This is a genomic window from Listeria sp. MAN/IMW/UF464 (assembly GCF_058683955.1).
Genome location: NZ_JBZWZP010000003.1, coordinates 457,276 through 470,997, shown reverse-complemented (window position 1 = coordinate 470,997; position 13,722 = coordinate 457,276). Strand labels below are relative to the sequence as shown.

Here is a 13,722-nt window from a genome sequence, read left to right as displayed (position 1 = left end):
GCTCTTTGCTTACCGAGTTTTGTTCTAAATTTTACCTCAATTTGTGAAAATACAAACATGAAAGCGTGATTTAACGTGATTCGATTTTTTAAAATAGTGACACCTATTCTTTTATCTTTTTCCTTAGTTGCCTGTAGTTCTGCAAGTGAAGAAACGAAAAAAATTACTGCTCCGATTGAAAAAGACCGTGATTTATCAATAATTGAAACGACCGATGTTCATTATTTTGCGCCATCACTCACTGATGGCGGGCAGGCATTCCAAAAATATCTAGCCGCTGGTGATGGAAAGCAATTGGCATATAGCGATGAAATAACCAATGCTTTCTTAGCAGATGTTGAGACTAAAAAGGCTGACGTTTTAATTATTAGCGGTGATTTGACTAATAATGGCGAAAAAACTAGCCATGAAGAATTAGCTAAAAAACTAGCGCAAGTAGAAAAAACAGGCACCCAAGTATTCGTTGTTCCCGGTAATCACGATATAAATAATCCATGGGCTCGAAAATTCGAGAAAGACAAACAACTACCGACCGATACAGTATCACCAGCAGATTTTAGCAAAATTTATAATCATTTTGGCTACGAAGATGCTATTTCTGAAGATGATTTTTCGCTAAGCTATTTAGCAGCACCTTCATCCAAGGTTTGGCTTCTCATGCTTGATACAGCTATTTATAAAACCAATATGCAGCAAGGCTCCCCAACGACAGAAGGCGGTTTAACAGCTGGCACGTTAGATTGGATTAAAGAATGTAGCGCCTTAGCGAAAAAAAATGGCGTGACGATTGTTCCAGTTATGCACCACAATTTAACTGATCATAATGATGTTATTCAAAAGGGTTACACAATCAATTACAATCAACAAGTAATCGATGCTCTGACAGCTGGCAATATGAATTTTTCTTTGAGTGGGCATATCCACACCCAAAACATTCGATCTGCCAAAAGTTCAGACGGCAAAGAAATTACTGATATTGTAACAAATGCTCTTTCCGTCTATCCACATAAATACGGGAACCTTACCTATAGCGCAAAAAACAAAACATTCACCTACCAATCTCAAAAATTAGACATAGAAGCTTGGGCAAAAGAAACTGGAACATCAGACAAAAATCTGCTTAACTTTGATGCATACGATTATGAGACTTTTTATAATAGTGGTTATGATAAAGCTATGATGGACTTAATGACGAGTGAATCTTATAAAAACTATAGTCAAACTGATAAAGAAAAAATGGCCGATACCATGGCTTTAAATAACATGGCTTTCTTTGCAGGCATCGCTCCACCTAAATCTGCTGGAATGGATTTATGGGACGGTGCTCCTAATTCATTTTTAAAAGATTATGTTTTAAGTAGTTCTGTTCCTCCAAAACAAAGTAATGATTATTATGTTAGTCCTTAAAATAATAAAAAACCTGGAAGCATACTTATTCTGCTTCCAGGTTTTTTATTAACTTGATGCCGCGGCCGCACTTGCTGCTGCGGCTGCACTCATTGCGGCTGCTTGTTCCATCGCAATTAAGATATGCACATTAACCATTAATCCTTCTAATTGTTCTTTGCTCATTTGGCCCGATTGTTTTTCTGTATAAAGACTGATTGCCAGTGCTGTTACAAACTCGCAACCAAACCGCAGACCCGGTTGATTTTGCAAGTCATCAATTAAGTTCACCAAGCCAGAGTCAATTTTGCGCCCATCCATCACAAATGCTAAAATTCCGATACTTGAGTAATGTAATGGCTTGATTTTCACACCTTTTTGACGTAATTCTTCTACCACATTATCTACTCTTCTAATAAATTTGCTGTCTTTTTCACCATATAAAAGTGTTCCTGTTGTAGCTAAAAACTGCAAGCTATCATTTTTTCGGAACCCTTTTGCGGCAAATTCTTGGAAATAGTATTCTGTGACTTCAGCTAATTTTTCTACATTCTCTTCTTTGAGATTAGCTAAGAAAACAGCTGTTGTTACGTCCTCACTTTTGGTTAAAAATGGGTGGTCTTTTTTGAAAAGTTGATGAATGGTTTTGGCTTTTTTTGCTGTTAGTGTTGGATTTTCTGATTCTAGTAATAGGTAAGCGGCGAAATAGGTGTATTCTGTGCGTTTAAAGCCGGCTTCGATGAGTGTGTTGTAATTGGAAATCACTTGACGAACACTATCCCGTTTCGCGTTATCACTTGCCATCAGTAAGCCAACAAGCGATGCGCGAACATTACCATTTAACGCTGTAAACATACCTAGTTGTCGTTTAAATTCTTTATTTATTTCATAGAATTTTTCTGGTTGAACGATTTCATTATTTCCCGCAAAAAGACGAGCAATCAAAAATCGAATCCGCTTATCAATAAAACTAACGCCACTTGTTTTTACTAACTCGTAGTTCTTCATTAATAATTTCGTTGCTTGTTCGCTATCAAATACATATGCTGAATCCATCGGCCGCACTCCTTCTCCTTTTATAATAGTTTAATTATAGCGTATAAACTAAATATAGCAAAAAAAGTCTAGGTCAGCGCCTAGACTTTTCTCTATTATAAATTCATTCCAAGTAGCGGAATTCGTTCATTGTATTTATCAACAAGTGCTTGGTTGTGCTCATCGGCATTTTCGACATTACCACTTATAAATACTGGTGGTGTGAAGTTATCGTTCACCATTTTTTCAATCGCTTCGGCAAAAATGGACTGCAAGATGACAGCGCCAGTTACCGTGGAAGTCGGCGCGAATGCTATGTCAAAGTTAGCTGATTTTAATACTGCATCTCCTTTAACAGCGCCGTTATCAATTACAATGTCACCTGTATCGGATAAGCGTTTACCAGATGTGTGGCGTGATTTTTGGCTAGCTGAATATTGTAATGAAGTAATAACGATGACAAATGCGCCTTTTTCACGGGCAATTTCAGCAACATCTATTGGGACAGGATTGCGGCCAGATGTGGATAATACAATCATCACATCACCCGAGCGAATATCTTCCTCTGCCATAAACGTTTTCGCATAATCATTTTTTCGCTCCAGTACGGATGACGCCGCAGCACCTTCGTGAAGCATAAGTGGTTCGTGTAAAATCGGATGAATCGCAGCAAGTCCACCAGCTCGGTAAAATACTTCTTCTGTTAAAATATGCGAGTGACCGCAGCCAAATAAATGAATCACACCGTCGTTTTCGATGGACTCGGCTACCTTCGCTCCTGCTTCTTTTACATAATCAGCTTCATTATCAAGAATATTTTCTAATAAGCGAATCGTAATATCGATATAGTTATTAATCATTTATTTCCCCTCCAAAGCTGCAAAAATTTTCTCGATTTCTTCTGGTTTAGTGCGACCTGTAGCTTTATCAATTGTTTTTCCAAAGATATGTGGCATGAAAAACGGAATGCCGGTCGTCTTGATGGCGGTTGTTATTTCAAGGATATTCTCGGCGCCAATCCCTCCTGCTGGCTCAATGCCGTATATCCCTTTTTCCGCTGCAACTTTTGTTAAATAAACAAGTTCGTCTAAATACTTTGTTCCTTCGATGCTCATAAATTTGATTGAAGGAATATTTGCGGATAGACAATAATCGACAGCTTCTTCAGCGGTAATTTCGTCGCCGGAAGATAGTTTGACAATCCCGACTTTTCCGGTTGGTCGAACGAGTGCATTGGTGTATGTTTCTGGGAGCAAGTCATTTGTTAATCCCGCTGTTTCGATTGGTTGGTTAATATGACTATTCGGTACGAGGCGCGCGATATGAAGAACATCCCGCCAATTGTGCCAGTCGCCGCCACCACCAAGACCAACACTGATGACCTCAGCTGTTGTTTGTAGTTCTTTCACCACATTTGCAGCTTCTTCTGGTGTTTCATAGTTTGTCGCCACGATTCCTGGTACTGCAAAACCGCGTGATGCTTCCATGACTTCCAAGCTATTTTCTTTATCTTTCGCTAAAAAATTAAATAGCGCAAAATTATTCCATTTCGGTAGATTTTCGAATTTTTTCTTGTTCAAGCTTTATCAACTCCACACATGTTTTTAACGTTTTTTCGATCAAGTATTCGCCTTTTTCTGCTGTTGCCAAAGTTGCTTCTCCTAAAACTGCTGTCTTGGTGAAGTTTTGCCACGGTGTTGGTGTGAAATCCGCATCGATTGGTAAAATTGGCGGGTCATCAATGGCACGACTCATATCCGCATTTTCCGGTGATAAGTAAAGCATGAGGGATGTTTCGATTTCACAAGCATGAATATAGGTATGATGGTTTGCTTTTCCTTCGCGCACGTCCATTGCAAGTTTTTGGATATTTGGGTAAAAAATGTGCAAGATAATCATATCCGGAAATTTGGCATATAGTTCGCGCGCTGCATCTTTTAGCGCCGCCATATTTCCAAGATGTCCGCTCACTGGGACAAACAGGCGAAATCCTTGTTTATATAGACTTTCACCGATTTCTACAACTACTTTCGTTACCGTTTCATTTGATAGCGTTAAACTTCCCGGGAAATCTTGCAAACTCCAAACTTGGCCATAGGGTAATACGGGAAGCACAAATCCATCTGTTTCCGCCGCTATTTTCACTGAATATTCTGACGCTAAAATATTGTCTGTCCCTAGCGGCAAATGCGGTCCGTGGGCTTCAACTGCTCCTATTGGCAAAAGGACTGGTTTTGTTTTCGTGATTTTTGCGCCAATATCAAAAGAATTTTCATCTGCATATAACACAGATTTCGCCTCCTATTTTTTAAAAGTAAAACATCTTGCCGGGTTATCCACGAAGAATTTTTTAACTAATTTTTCTCCGTCAAAGCCTTTTTCGTTAGCTTCGTCAATAAAGCGTGGCACCCATTTTTTGGCAATATATTCAAGTCCTGGTCCGTGGCCGTAATGTTTATAATAAGTTTTGCGCGCTGTATCACCACTGACCAAAATTTGATCTTCAAAGCCTTCCGAAACTAGATAAAGAATCGCTGCAATCCGAGCGCTTTCTGGTGCGTATTTGATTTTTGCGATGCCATCAAACGACATGAATGCACCTGTTTTGGCAACTTGTTTGTGATAATACGGATCTAGGTTGCGGTCCATATGCCCAATAGAGAGGTATTCTAACGGGATATTTTCTTGTTTTAAAATCTCAATTTGCTCTAAAGCCATCGTTCCCGCTTCTGTGTGAGAATGTATTGGTGCTTTTGTCTCATGATGTGCTCTTGCAACCGCGCGTATCGTCTTTTCTTCTAAAGGTGTAATCATATTGTAGCCAGTTCCAAATTTCACCTGACCGGCCTTATACGGCGTTCCTTCAAGCCCATTTTCGACTTCATTTACAACGAATTCCGTTAGTTTGTCTATAGAAGTGTTTTCAATCCATTCATAATATGTTTCAAAATCGCCTATGATCGGCTTCAGTTCTGGTTTAATTTTTCCGTCCCATAAAAAACTTTTGTTAAAGCCAGCTGTTCCAACGATTTGGATGCCTGTTTCTTTGGAAATTTGCGCCACATCGAGCACGCGTCTGCCGTAATCAACCGCGGTTGCATCGACAATTGTTTTGCCTCCTAAATCCGCGAAATCTTGTACATCAAGCTGCGATTTTTCTTTATCATCCAAAAGTAAATCATCGGCATCTCGCTCTTGCCAGTAAGCCGGTACACAAACGATATGCTCGTGTGAATAAGTAAATCCCAGTTGTTCAGGGGCAATATCTCCATAAAAAGTACGAATAAAACTCATTTTTTAAAACTTCCTTTCAAAAAACCTCTTCCTCTTGAATGCTAGACAAGGAAGAGGTTTAGATTTTACTTAAAAGAATAACTTCGCTAACATGCTGACAATTGGTCCGAGGATAAACATATCTGAGTCGGCTGCCCACATTGCTGTATCTGGAACAGTCGTATTGATAAAGAAGGTAACCATAATATATTGTCCCCAAGCAACAACCGTAGCCGTTAAGAATCCACCTATCAAGGCGCCTCTCACCCCACCAGTTGAGTTACCGAATACACCAGCAACTGCCCCGTGGAAGAAGAGAACAATCATTGTTGGCACAAACACGTAGCCAACTGTATTTCCAAGTACTACTAACCAGATAATCGCTCCAATGAATGCACCCACGAAACCGATAATTACGGAGTTTGGTGCATATGGATAAACGATTGGCGCATCCAGTGCAGGTTTCGCACCCGGTACAAGTTTTGTTGCAATACCATTGAAGGCCGGTACGATTTCACCGATAAACATCCGCACACCTACAAGAACGATGGCGATACCAGCTGCAAACGTAAAGGACTGAACGATGGAGTATACGATAAAGCTTTGATTTCCAGCTTCTGCGATTAATTTTTCTGCTCCCGGAGTTTTCTTCACCATCAGAATCACCGCACCAACTACGAACAGAATTCCCATTGTAAGAGCTGTAATAACGTTAGAGTCACGTAGGAACTCTAATTTTTTCGGTAAATTGATATGTTCTGCATCATTTTTCTTATTTCCAAATACTTTTCCTAGTAAAGCCGATAGAATCGCTACACTGGAAGAAGTGTGCCCTAATGCAACGTTATCATTTCCAGTAATTTTACGTAGGAATGGTTGTGTAATCGCTGGTTGTAATGTCCAGTAAAGACCCATGATTACCGCTAAGAAGAGTACAAGGCCCCAGAATGGAATATCTCCACCGACAGCTTGAACAGTAATCCCAGCAAAAATCGTTGTTGTCCAGAACATCATATGACCAGTTAAATAAATATACTTAAATGGTGTAAATCTTGCTAATAATACGTTGACTAAAAATCCAAGAGTCATCGCAAGCGTTACTGCACTACCAAATTTAGCATTAAAGGCTTCTTGTCCTAAAAACCCTGCAAGTGGCGGTGTTTCAAGTCCGAATACTTCTTTCCACATTGGTTCAAAAATTCCAAGGGAACCAGTAATAACAGCCGCACCAGCGTTAATAATTAAGAATCCAATAATTGCTTTGAACGTTCCGCTAATAACTTGGCTTAAATTTTTCTTCTGTAAAAGTAACCCGAGAAGTACGATAAAACCTAAAAGTATGGCTGGGGTTCCAAAAAAGTTATTGGCAATCCACGTAATAATCTCCATTTTTTTCCCACCTTTTTTTGTCTTATTTAACTATTGATTGCTTCAGATAATGCCGTTTTAATTTCTGCATTGTCAAAATAGTTGTTGACGATGACTACTTTGGCGCTTGTATCTGTTCCAAGTGTTTCCGCCAATTCTTGACTTGTTACAATAATATCCACATTCATCGAACGCGCAGCTGATACATCAATATGCTCTACGTCTGCATCTACTCCCATGTCGCGTAAAACTGTTTCTACATTCATTCTTAAAATTAGGCTTGTTCCTTGACCAAGTCCACACACTGCTAAAATTTTCATCGTTATCCCTCCACTAATTCTCCAATTGCTTGATAATCTTCTGAATGAATCATTTTTTCAATGTTATCGCTGTTACTAAGCAAGGAGACAATTTTTTGAATGACTTTTAAATGTGCCTCACTTGAAGTTGCTGCAAGTCCGAATACTAATCGTACGGGATCATTTGCGGCGTGTCCGAAATTCACGCCTTCTTTTAGTACGACAAGCGATACTGCAGAGTTTTCAACACCATCAGTTGGCCTTGCATGAGGAATTGCTATTTGAGGTGCAATAACAAAGTACGCACCATTTTCGTGATAAGATTCCACCATTTTTTCTACGTACTGTTCGCTCACATAACCTGCATTTACTAATAATTCTCCTGCTTGCATGATAGCTTCATCAGCATTTTTAGCTGATCCGTGCAGATTCACAAGCTCTTTATCCAAAAAAGACATATCTCTTCATCCCTTCTAACTAATTGATAGCGCTATCAATAACTTACACTCTTATTATAGCTGTAGCCTCTCTGTTTAAAAAAGCCCAATTCCTTTCTTTTCGAAAGTGCAAAGAATAGACTGTTACATTTCGTTGTTAGCGAGCGTACAAAAAAGCCAGCGCGGCATCTTACTGCCTCACTGGCTTTATCGCTTATTTTATTGTTAACATTGCGGCAATTTCCGCTGCTGATTCAGCTTGTTCAATCTGCTCAAGTAAGTGATGTTTCATAATTAAATTAGTAAGCTGGCTTAGCGCATTAATATGTGTATAGGAGTCAATGGAAGCGAGCACAATAATTAACTTCACTTGATCTTTCGCTTTACTTGAAAATGATACTGGCTGATTTAAGCGCAGTAAGCTCATTCCGACTCGGTATGCGCCGTCATCGACCGAAGCATGTGGCAGTGCTATCCCTGGTGCAATAACGATGTATGGCCCTAGCTTTTCAATGTTTTCAATCATAGCTTGTTGATAGTTTCCCGATATATAACCTTCTTGTTGTAGTGGTTTTGACGCAACTCGGATAGCTTCATGCCAATCCGCCACACTATCTTTAAAAATAATTCGTTCTTTTGGCAACAGTTCTTCAAGTGTTGGCGATTTTTCAAGTTGGCTGTCCGATTGCACTTGGAACAATACCGACTTCAGCTTGGCCGCCAATTTTTCGCGGTCTTCCACTTTGGCATATTGATCCACTACATCAAGCACAGAAGACAACATGCGCGCATCCGAATCCTTTTGCAAAACGTGCGGGGCAATCGCCTTCATCAGTTGTTGCTTCTGCGCCTCAGTCAAAATCGGACTAACGATGAAAACTGGTGCTTTCGGTTCCATAATTGGCAAAGTCGACACAATAAAGTCTGGCGCGTATAACCCTTTTTCAAATTCACGGATGGAAATTGGTTCTAATATTTCAACACGTTCACCGAGTAATTGTGCAAGTTGCCGCTCAATCATCCGCGACGTTCCTACCCCTTTCGAGCAAACAATTAAAAGTTTCTTCCGTTCAACTAAAGTATTGTTTTTGCGAGAAAGATAACCGCCGAACAAAATCGTTACGTACGCTATCTCATCTTCGGGGATTTTTTCACCGAGTAAATCTTCTAGTGGTTCTAATGATTTTTTTGTAATCTCATACACGTCACTATAACTTTGCTTAATATCTGTTCGCAGCGGATTAATCCATTCAATTTGGAATTTAAGCCGATAATATGCTGGTTGTAAATGGAGCAATAAATCTTTTTTTAAACTACGATGGTCTTCAAAATTCACACAAGCAAGGCGCTCAAATTCGGCAATAATTTTCTCAACAATTATATCCAGCTTTCCTTCAACAGCTGCATCATCATTCAAGCGACTAGCGCCAAGTAAAAGTTTGCCTAAATAAGTAATTTCCGCATGATTGATCTTAAAATGCTCTTTTTGCTGTAATTGCTCGTAAATTTCCTGAGCAATATTAAAAGATTCTACTTCATGTTCTTCGTGCTCATTTAAATAACAATCGCGTTTCATTCGTTCTTTAAAGAAGAAAATCATAATTCCGATTCGTTCAATGACCTCGTCTGTATAACGAATACCGATTTTTTTCTCTGTCACTGCTAATATTTCAAAAATTGTATCTAAATGTGGGAAAAGTTCTTTATTTTTAATCATTGGATTTATTTTCATTAAATCGAGTAACTGGTCTGCTGTGGCTATTTCTTCGTTATTCATACAATAATGAATGAAAAACTGACGAATACTACGTTCATCACCAAGAACCATATTCCCATTTTTCCGGTCATAAGCGAGCTCTAAGTTAAACTGTTTGAGCGCTAATTTTAACTGTTTAATATCCTGTAAACTAGTGTTACGACTAACTTCATTGCACGCATTAATTGTATCAATAATTACACGCGCATCTGTTACAAGCAGAAAAAATAAAATACGGATACGACGCTCACTTGCTGAAAAGACTTTGTGGCTCGCTTCCCTATTTCCAAGGATTTCTTTAATTGTCGATTTTTCATCTTCTAATAAATAATAACCTTGTCCACGAACGGATTGAATGCCATCGAGCCCTATATCGTCTAATTCTTTATTAATTTTTTCAACATCATATTGTAGTGTTCGTTTGGAAATGCCTAGTTCTTCTTGTAATTTCTCGGGTGCAAGATATACATTCGCCACGACGAGCGATTCGAGCAGCATCATATTTCTAGCATCAAATTGTACCACTTGGCCTACCTCCTTGATTTCGGTCTAGAAGGTAAAAAGATATGTCTACTTTAAGGTTATGCGAAAATGTGATATTTTTCAAGTTAATTTTTATTTCAGGCGCAAAAAAACCGACAAAGCCAAATGACTTTGTCGGTTTGAATCGTATTACTTTTTATAAACTAATATTCACAACATCCCTTGCCCCGTTCTTCCAATATTTACTCGGAGTAACTAATGTGAATGTCTTTTTAGTTGCTAGTAATTCTTTAGGGATATTAAAACCTACCAAATGCTTATATACCCCGTCTTCGAATTCATAACTAGACGCCGAAGTATCTGACAACGTTACAAATTCTTTATACCCTAACTGAAAATCAGAAATTCTTATATCTTTTTCTGTAGATTCTAGTTGAACGAGCAAAAGAGTCTTATTTTCCTGTTTAAAATAATCGTTTGTCACATATTTTTTTAAGTCCGCATCACTTACAACAAATGCTTTTCTAGCACTGATTGTTGCGCTTCCTAGTTGAAATTTTTCCTGTTCAGCATGTGTCTTATTTTCATATGAAAAAGAATTAGCGTTTACATCATACACACGCCAAGCAAACAGGCCTATTACTAAAATAATTAAGATCCCGCCAAGTATTTTTTTCATGCTTTTCTCCTATTTATTATCTGACCTGCTTCCATTTCAAATATTTCATCTGATATGCCATCAATATCGGCAATGTGATGACTTGCCAAGAGAATCGTTTTTCCTCTTTCTTTTAACTCTAAAATCAAGTCAATAAAACTTTGACTACCAGCTTTATCTAGTGAATTTGTTGGTTCATCAAATATTAATAAATCTGGATTCTCCATGATAGCTTGAGCAATACCCAGGCGTTGTCTCATTCCAAGTGAATATTTTTTTACTTTTAAATCCTCTTTTCCAGAAAGCCCAACTTTTTCTAATGCATCAAGTATTTCCTTTTCACCTATTTGATTTCTAATAGAAGCCAAGTATTCCAAATTTTTATAACCTGTATAATTCGCTAAAAAACCTGGCGTTTCAATAATAATTCCGGTCTTTTCTGGGAAAGATTTAGTTTTACTAATACTTACGCCATTAATTGTAACCTCACCACTTGTTGGCGCAATAAAACCGCACAGAGCTCTAAATAACATTGTTTTCCCGGAGCCATTATGACCTATGAACGAATAAATTCCACCTTGCTTTAATTCAAAATCAATATCGTCTAAGATAGTATGGTTATTGATTACTTTTGTTAAATGGTTAACTTTTATATAATTCATCGATATTCTCCCTAGTTTAGTTTATATAAATCTGTCTTTCGATAAATATTTCCGCCAATGAGTATTGCCAAAATAATATATACCAATTGAATACTAAATAACAGCCAATTATTTACATCAGTAAACCCAGCAACATTTGAAACGCTTCCTATAATCCAAGAGTTAGTAATAAAGCAGTTGGTCACAATAATGACAAGCACTACCGTAATAGCGTAAAATGGCTTAATTATTATTGAAAGCAACAATTGAAGCATGATAAGCGCTAGCCCACCAACAAAAAAGTACACCCCAATTTCATAAAGTGGCATATTTAAACCTATGAACAATACAGTCGGCTCTATATCCAAACGAATGCCAAAAAGAAAACTAATAAACACCACTAATCCAATAATTACTAAATAATAAAGCAACATTAGCGTAATGATTAGTAAAATTTTGGAAAGAAAGGGGAGTATCCTATTATTAAAGCGAATAGTAATAAACTCCTCTAGCGCAAACAATTCCTTATAAAAGTAACTTCCAAATAGAAAAACTGGCACACTTTGAATGATAATCCAATTTAAGCTACTCGTAAGCGGATTTTCTGCTCCATTTTCTTGTTTTAAAAAGGCTAGAAAAACATCTGCTATCGTACCCGATACATTTTTCGTATTAACAACACTTATCAAAATTGCTAATACCAGAAGCATTACCAAGCCTATTATTTTCAATTTATTCCCTTGAAGGAACCATAATATATCCCGTTTAAAAAATAACCACATATTAACGCACCTTCTTTTTCGAGGTTCGAAACATATCTTTTTTCTCTGTAAGTAACCAGCTTATTAAAAATAAAACAATAATCCCACCAACCAAGCAGAAAACTCGCCCGGCAAATGACAACAAATCAGTAAGATCATTAGGATTCACTATAAACAGATTGGAAATTAGCTGCAATTTGATTGTGCTAGTATCAAAGAAAAATACCAGAAATACTACAAAAAAAGCAATTGCCTTATTACCTGTAATAACAAGTAGTATATTCTGTAAAACACCTACAAGAACTAAACCTAAACCAAATAATATAAAAGAATAAATGTAAATTTGTACTATTTGGGAATTCATTACAATAACACTATTGGCATAATTTAAGGCATTAGTTAATACTGCAAGCAAAAAGGCATTCCACAAAATGACGGTTATATTAACTTTCCAAAGTGTATATTTGTTCTTAATCCGAACAACAGCTAGTTCCCTATGTTGAAAACACAATATTTGATTCATCCATAAACAGAACGGGCTCAAAATTATAAATAGAACTTCAACTGATACGGAACTCTGTACAATGTAAAGGACATCTGTCTCGACATTTCTTGTGTACAACAAGCGTAATACAATTATAAAAACAAATATCAATAAAAGCAGTAAATATTTTCTTCTTTCAAAATCAAAATTCAACCGGACTAAATTATGATTTTTCATTTTTCACACTCCAAATAATACCCATAATTATCACTACTAAAAGAAGTAGAAATTCTATCCAAATAATATGGAAATTTAAGGGGTAACCTTGCTTTGGAGTTAAGAAACCAAACGGACTAAACTCTGGATAACCAATCAAAGAAAACACTATCCACACACCATAATAAATAGCTAGTGGACTCAATAAAACTACATATTTACTAGAACTAAAAAAGGACACTAGAACTCCAATTAAGGCAAATAATCCCCCGTAAGCAAAGCCTATTACAAGGAATATCAACTGATACGTAAGCGGACTGTTATAAAATATATTCGAAAACATCGCGCCATATGTAACCGGTACTTCTGCTACGAAATAATCAAGTGGTGCAGAGGGATACACTAACATTAATGCACAAAGTTCCATGATTAAAGGCAAACAAAATACTACCCCTCCAGCAATAAAAGCAACGATGCTCTTCGAAAAATAATACTGTTTATCATTTCCTCTTATTCGCGAAAATATATCTAAACCACTACGCCGATCTTCACCTAATAAATCCGCACCAGCTAAAGCCACTAAACATGGTAACAATAAATAATATAGGTTTGTCCCAAGCCCAGTTGTATCATAACCCGTTAAATATAAAAATACATTTTCTTCTGCCAAGGAATAATAGCGTGCTACAGTTATTTGTTGCACCAGCACGATAAGAAATCCAAGTGCAAGAGCAGCAAGAAATGATTTACTTTTAAAAACTCTATTAAATTCTATTTTTAAAAATCGACTCATATTAAAAACCATTCCCGATAAAATAGCGTGCCTGCCAATCTTAAAATACTAAATTTCTTTTTCATTATCTCTCTCCTATTGTAAGTCATTTATGTATGTGACAAATATAGCATAGTTCGAAAAGTTTGTATA

Annotated in this window: 15 protein-coding genes; 1 reads left to right on the top strand and 14 read right to left on the bottom strand. The window is 37.3% G+C overall.

Annotated elements, in window-relative coordinates:
* Nucleotides 1-75: 75 nt before the first annotated feature.
* The gene (locus AC4PG0_RS12275; protein WP_492168006.1) at nucleotides 76-1,407 is read left to right on the top strand and encodes a metallophosphoesterase; all 1,332 of its coding nucleotides are present in this window, start codon (nucleotides 76-78) and stop codon (nucleotides 1,405-1,407) included.
* Between the two features lie 48 nt (nucleotides 1,408-1,455).
* On the opposite strand, the gene AC4PG0_RS12270 is transcribed toward AC4PG0_RS12275, so the two are convergent.
* The 14 genes from AC4PG0_RS12270 to AC4PG0_RS12205 all read right to left on the bottom strand — a co-directional run bounded on the left by AC4PG0_RS12270 (nucleotide 1,456) and on the right by AC4PG0_RS12205 (nucleotide 13,590).
* Nucleotides 1,456-2,442 carry a DUF4003 family protein gene (locus tag AC4PG0_RS12270; protein WP_492167587.1) on the bottom strand — a complete coding sequence of 329 codons (987 nt, stop codon included), beginning with the start codon at nucleotides 2,440-2,442 and terminating at the stop codon, nucleotides 1,456-1,458.
* A 95-nt stretch (nucleotides 2,443-2,537) separates the two neighbouring features.
* Nucleotides 2,538-3,281, bottom strand: a complete 744-nt coding sequence (locus tag AC4PG0_RS12265) for an SIS domain-containing protein (protein WP_010991378.1) — start codon at nucleotides 3,279-3,281, stop codon at nucleotides 2,538-2,540.
* A complete protein-coding gene (locus AC4PG0_RS12260) occupies nucleotides 3,282-4,001 on the bottom strand; it encodes a KDGP aldolase (RefSeq protein WP_003772914.1) in 720 nt (239 codons plus the stop codon).
* On the bottom strand, nucleotides 3,961-4,710 hold the full coding sequence (locus AC4PG0_RS12255; RefSeq protein WP_045553827.1) for a creatininase family protein: 750 nt from the start codon (nucleotides 4,708-4,710) through the stop codon (nucleotides 3,961-3,963). The genes AC4PG0_RS12260 and AC4PG0_RS12255 overlap by 41 nt, the downstream gene beginning before the upstream one ends.
* 12 nt (nucleotides 4,711-4,722) lie before the next feature.
* Complete coding sequence (locus tag AC4PG0_RS12250) at nucleotides 4,723-5,715, bottom strand: phosphotriesterase family protein (RefSeq protein ID WP_003772912.1); 993 nt, start codon at nucleotides 5,713-5,715, stop codon at nucleotides 4,723-4,725.
* Nucleotides 5,716-5,784: 69 nt separating this feature from the next.
* Nucleotides 5,785-7,083, bottom strand: coding sequence for a PTS ascorbate transporter subunit IIC (gene ulaA / locus AC4PG0_RS12245; RefSeq protein WP_003726308.1), 1,299 nt, complete (start codon nucleotides 7,081-7,083; stop codon nucleotides 5,785-5,787).
* Between the two features lie 26 nt (nucleotides 7,084-7,109).
* Complete coding sequence (locus tag AC4PG0_RS12240; protein WP_003726309.1) at nucleotides 7,110-7,382, bottom strand: PTS sugar transporter subunit IIB; 273 nt, start codon at nucleotides 7,380-7,382, stop codon at nucleotides 7,110-7,112.
* Between the two features lie 2 nt (nucleotides 7,383-7,384).
* Nucleotides 7,385-7,819 (bottom strand): PTS sugar transporter subunit IIA, encoded by a 435-nt coding sequence (locus AC4PG0_RS12235; protein WP_003772910.1) that lies wholly within the window; start codon nucleotides 7,817-7,819, stop codon nucleotides 7,385-7,387.
* A gap of 193 nt (nucleotides 7,820-8,012) precedes the next feature.
* The gene (locus AC4PG0_RS12230) at nucleotides 8,013-10,079 is read right to left on the bottom strand and encodes a BglG family transcription antiterminator (protein ID WP_003772907.1); all 2,067 of its coding nucleotides are present in this window, start codon (nucleotides 10,077-10,079) and stop codon (nucleotides 8,013-8,015) included.
* Between the two features lie 154 nt (nucleotides 10,080-10,233).
* Nucleotides 10,234-10,716: a hypothetical protein gene (locus AC4PG0_RS12225; protein ID WP_045552806.1), complete on the bottom strand. Its 483-nt coding sequence runs from the start codon at nucleotides 10,714-10,716 to the stop codon at nucleotides 10,234-10,236.
* Nucleotides 10,713-11,357, bottom strand: a complete 645-nt coding sequence (locus AC4PG0_RS12220) for an ABC transporter ATP-binding protein (protein ID WP_033533572.1) — start codon at nucleotides 11,355-11,357, stop codon at nucleotides 10,713-10,715. The genes AC4PG0_RS12225 and AC4PG0_RS12220 overlap by 4 nt, the downstream gene beginning before the upstream one ends.
* A gap of 11 nt (nucleotides 11,358-11,368) precedes the next feature.
* Nucleotides 11,369-12,118 carry a hypothetical protein gene (locus tag AC4PG0_RS12215; RefSeq protein WP_033533573.1) on the bottom strand — a complete coding sequence of 250 codons (750 nt, stop codon included), beginning with the start codon at nucleotides 12,116-12,118 and terminating at the stop codon, nucleotides 11,369-11,371.
* 1 nt (nucleotide 12,119) lies between these two features.
* Nucleotides 12,120-12,818 (bottom strand): hypothetical protein, encoded by a 699-nt coding sequence (locus tag AC4PG0_RS12210; protein WP_033533574.1) that lies wholly within the window; start codon nucleotides 12,816-12,818, stop codon nucleotides 12,120-12,122.
* On the bottom strand, nucleotides 12,805-13,590 hold the full coding sequence (locus AC4PG0_RS12205) for a membrane protein (protein ID WP_045552803.1): 786 nt from the start codon (nucleotides 13,588-13,590) through the stop codon (nucleotides 12,805-12,807). The genes AC4PG0_RS12210 and AC4PG0_RS12205 overlap by 14 nt, the downstream gene beginning before the upstream one ends.
* Nucleotides 13,591-13,722 lie beyond the last annotated feature (132 nt).

Coding starts and splice junctions, on each gene's coding strand:
- AC4PG0_RS12270 (WP_492167587.1), bottom strand. CDS start 2,442: ATGGATTCAGCATATGTATTTGATAGCGAACAAGCAACGAAATTATTA.
- AC4PG0_RS12265 (WP_010991378.1), bottom strand. CDS start 3,281: ATGATTAATAACTATATCGATATTACGATTCGCTTATTAGAAAATATT.
- AC4PG0_RS12250 (WP_003772912.1), bottom strand. CDS start 5,715: ATGAGTTTTATTCGTACTTTTTATGGAGATATTGCCCCTGAACAACTG.
- ulaA (WP_003726308.1), bottom strand. CDS start 7,083: ATGGAGATTATTACGTGGATTGCCAATAACTTTTTTGGAACCCCAGCC.
- AC4PG0_RS12240 (WP_003726309.1), bottom strand. CDS start 7,382: ATGAAAATTTTAGCAGTGTGTGGACTTGGTCAAGGAACAAGCCTAATT.
- AC4PG0_RS12235 (WP_003772910.1), bottom strand. CDS start 7,819: ATGTCTTTTTTGGATAAAGAGCTTGTGAATCTGCACGGATCAGCTAAA.
- AC4PG0_RS12225 (WP_045552806.1), bottom strand. CDS start 10,716: ATGAAAAAAATACTTGGCGGGATCTTAATTATTTTAGTAATAGGCCTG.
- AC4PG0_RS12220 (WP_033533572.1), bottom strand. CDS start 11,357: ATGAATTATATAAAAGTTAACCATTTAACAAAAGTAATCAATAACCAT.
- AC4PG0_RS12215 (WP_033533573.1), bottom strand. CDS start 12,118: ATGTGGTTATTTTTTAAACGGGATATATTATGGTTCCTTCAAGGGAAT.
- AC4PG0_RS12210 (WP_033533574.1), bottom strand. CDS start 12,818: ATGAAAAATCATAATTTAGTCCGGTTGAATTTTGATTTTGAAAGAAGA.
- AC4PG0_RS12205 (WP_045552803.1), bottom strand. CDS start 13,590: ATGAGTCGATTTTTAAAAATAGAATTTAATAGAGTTTTTAAAAGTAAA.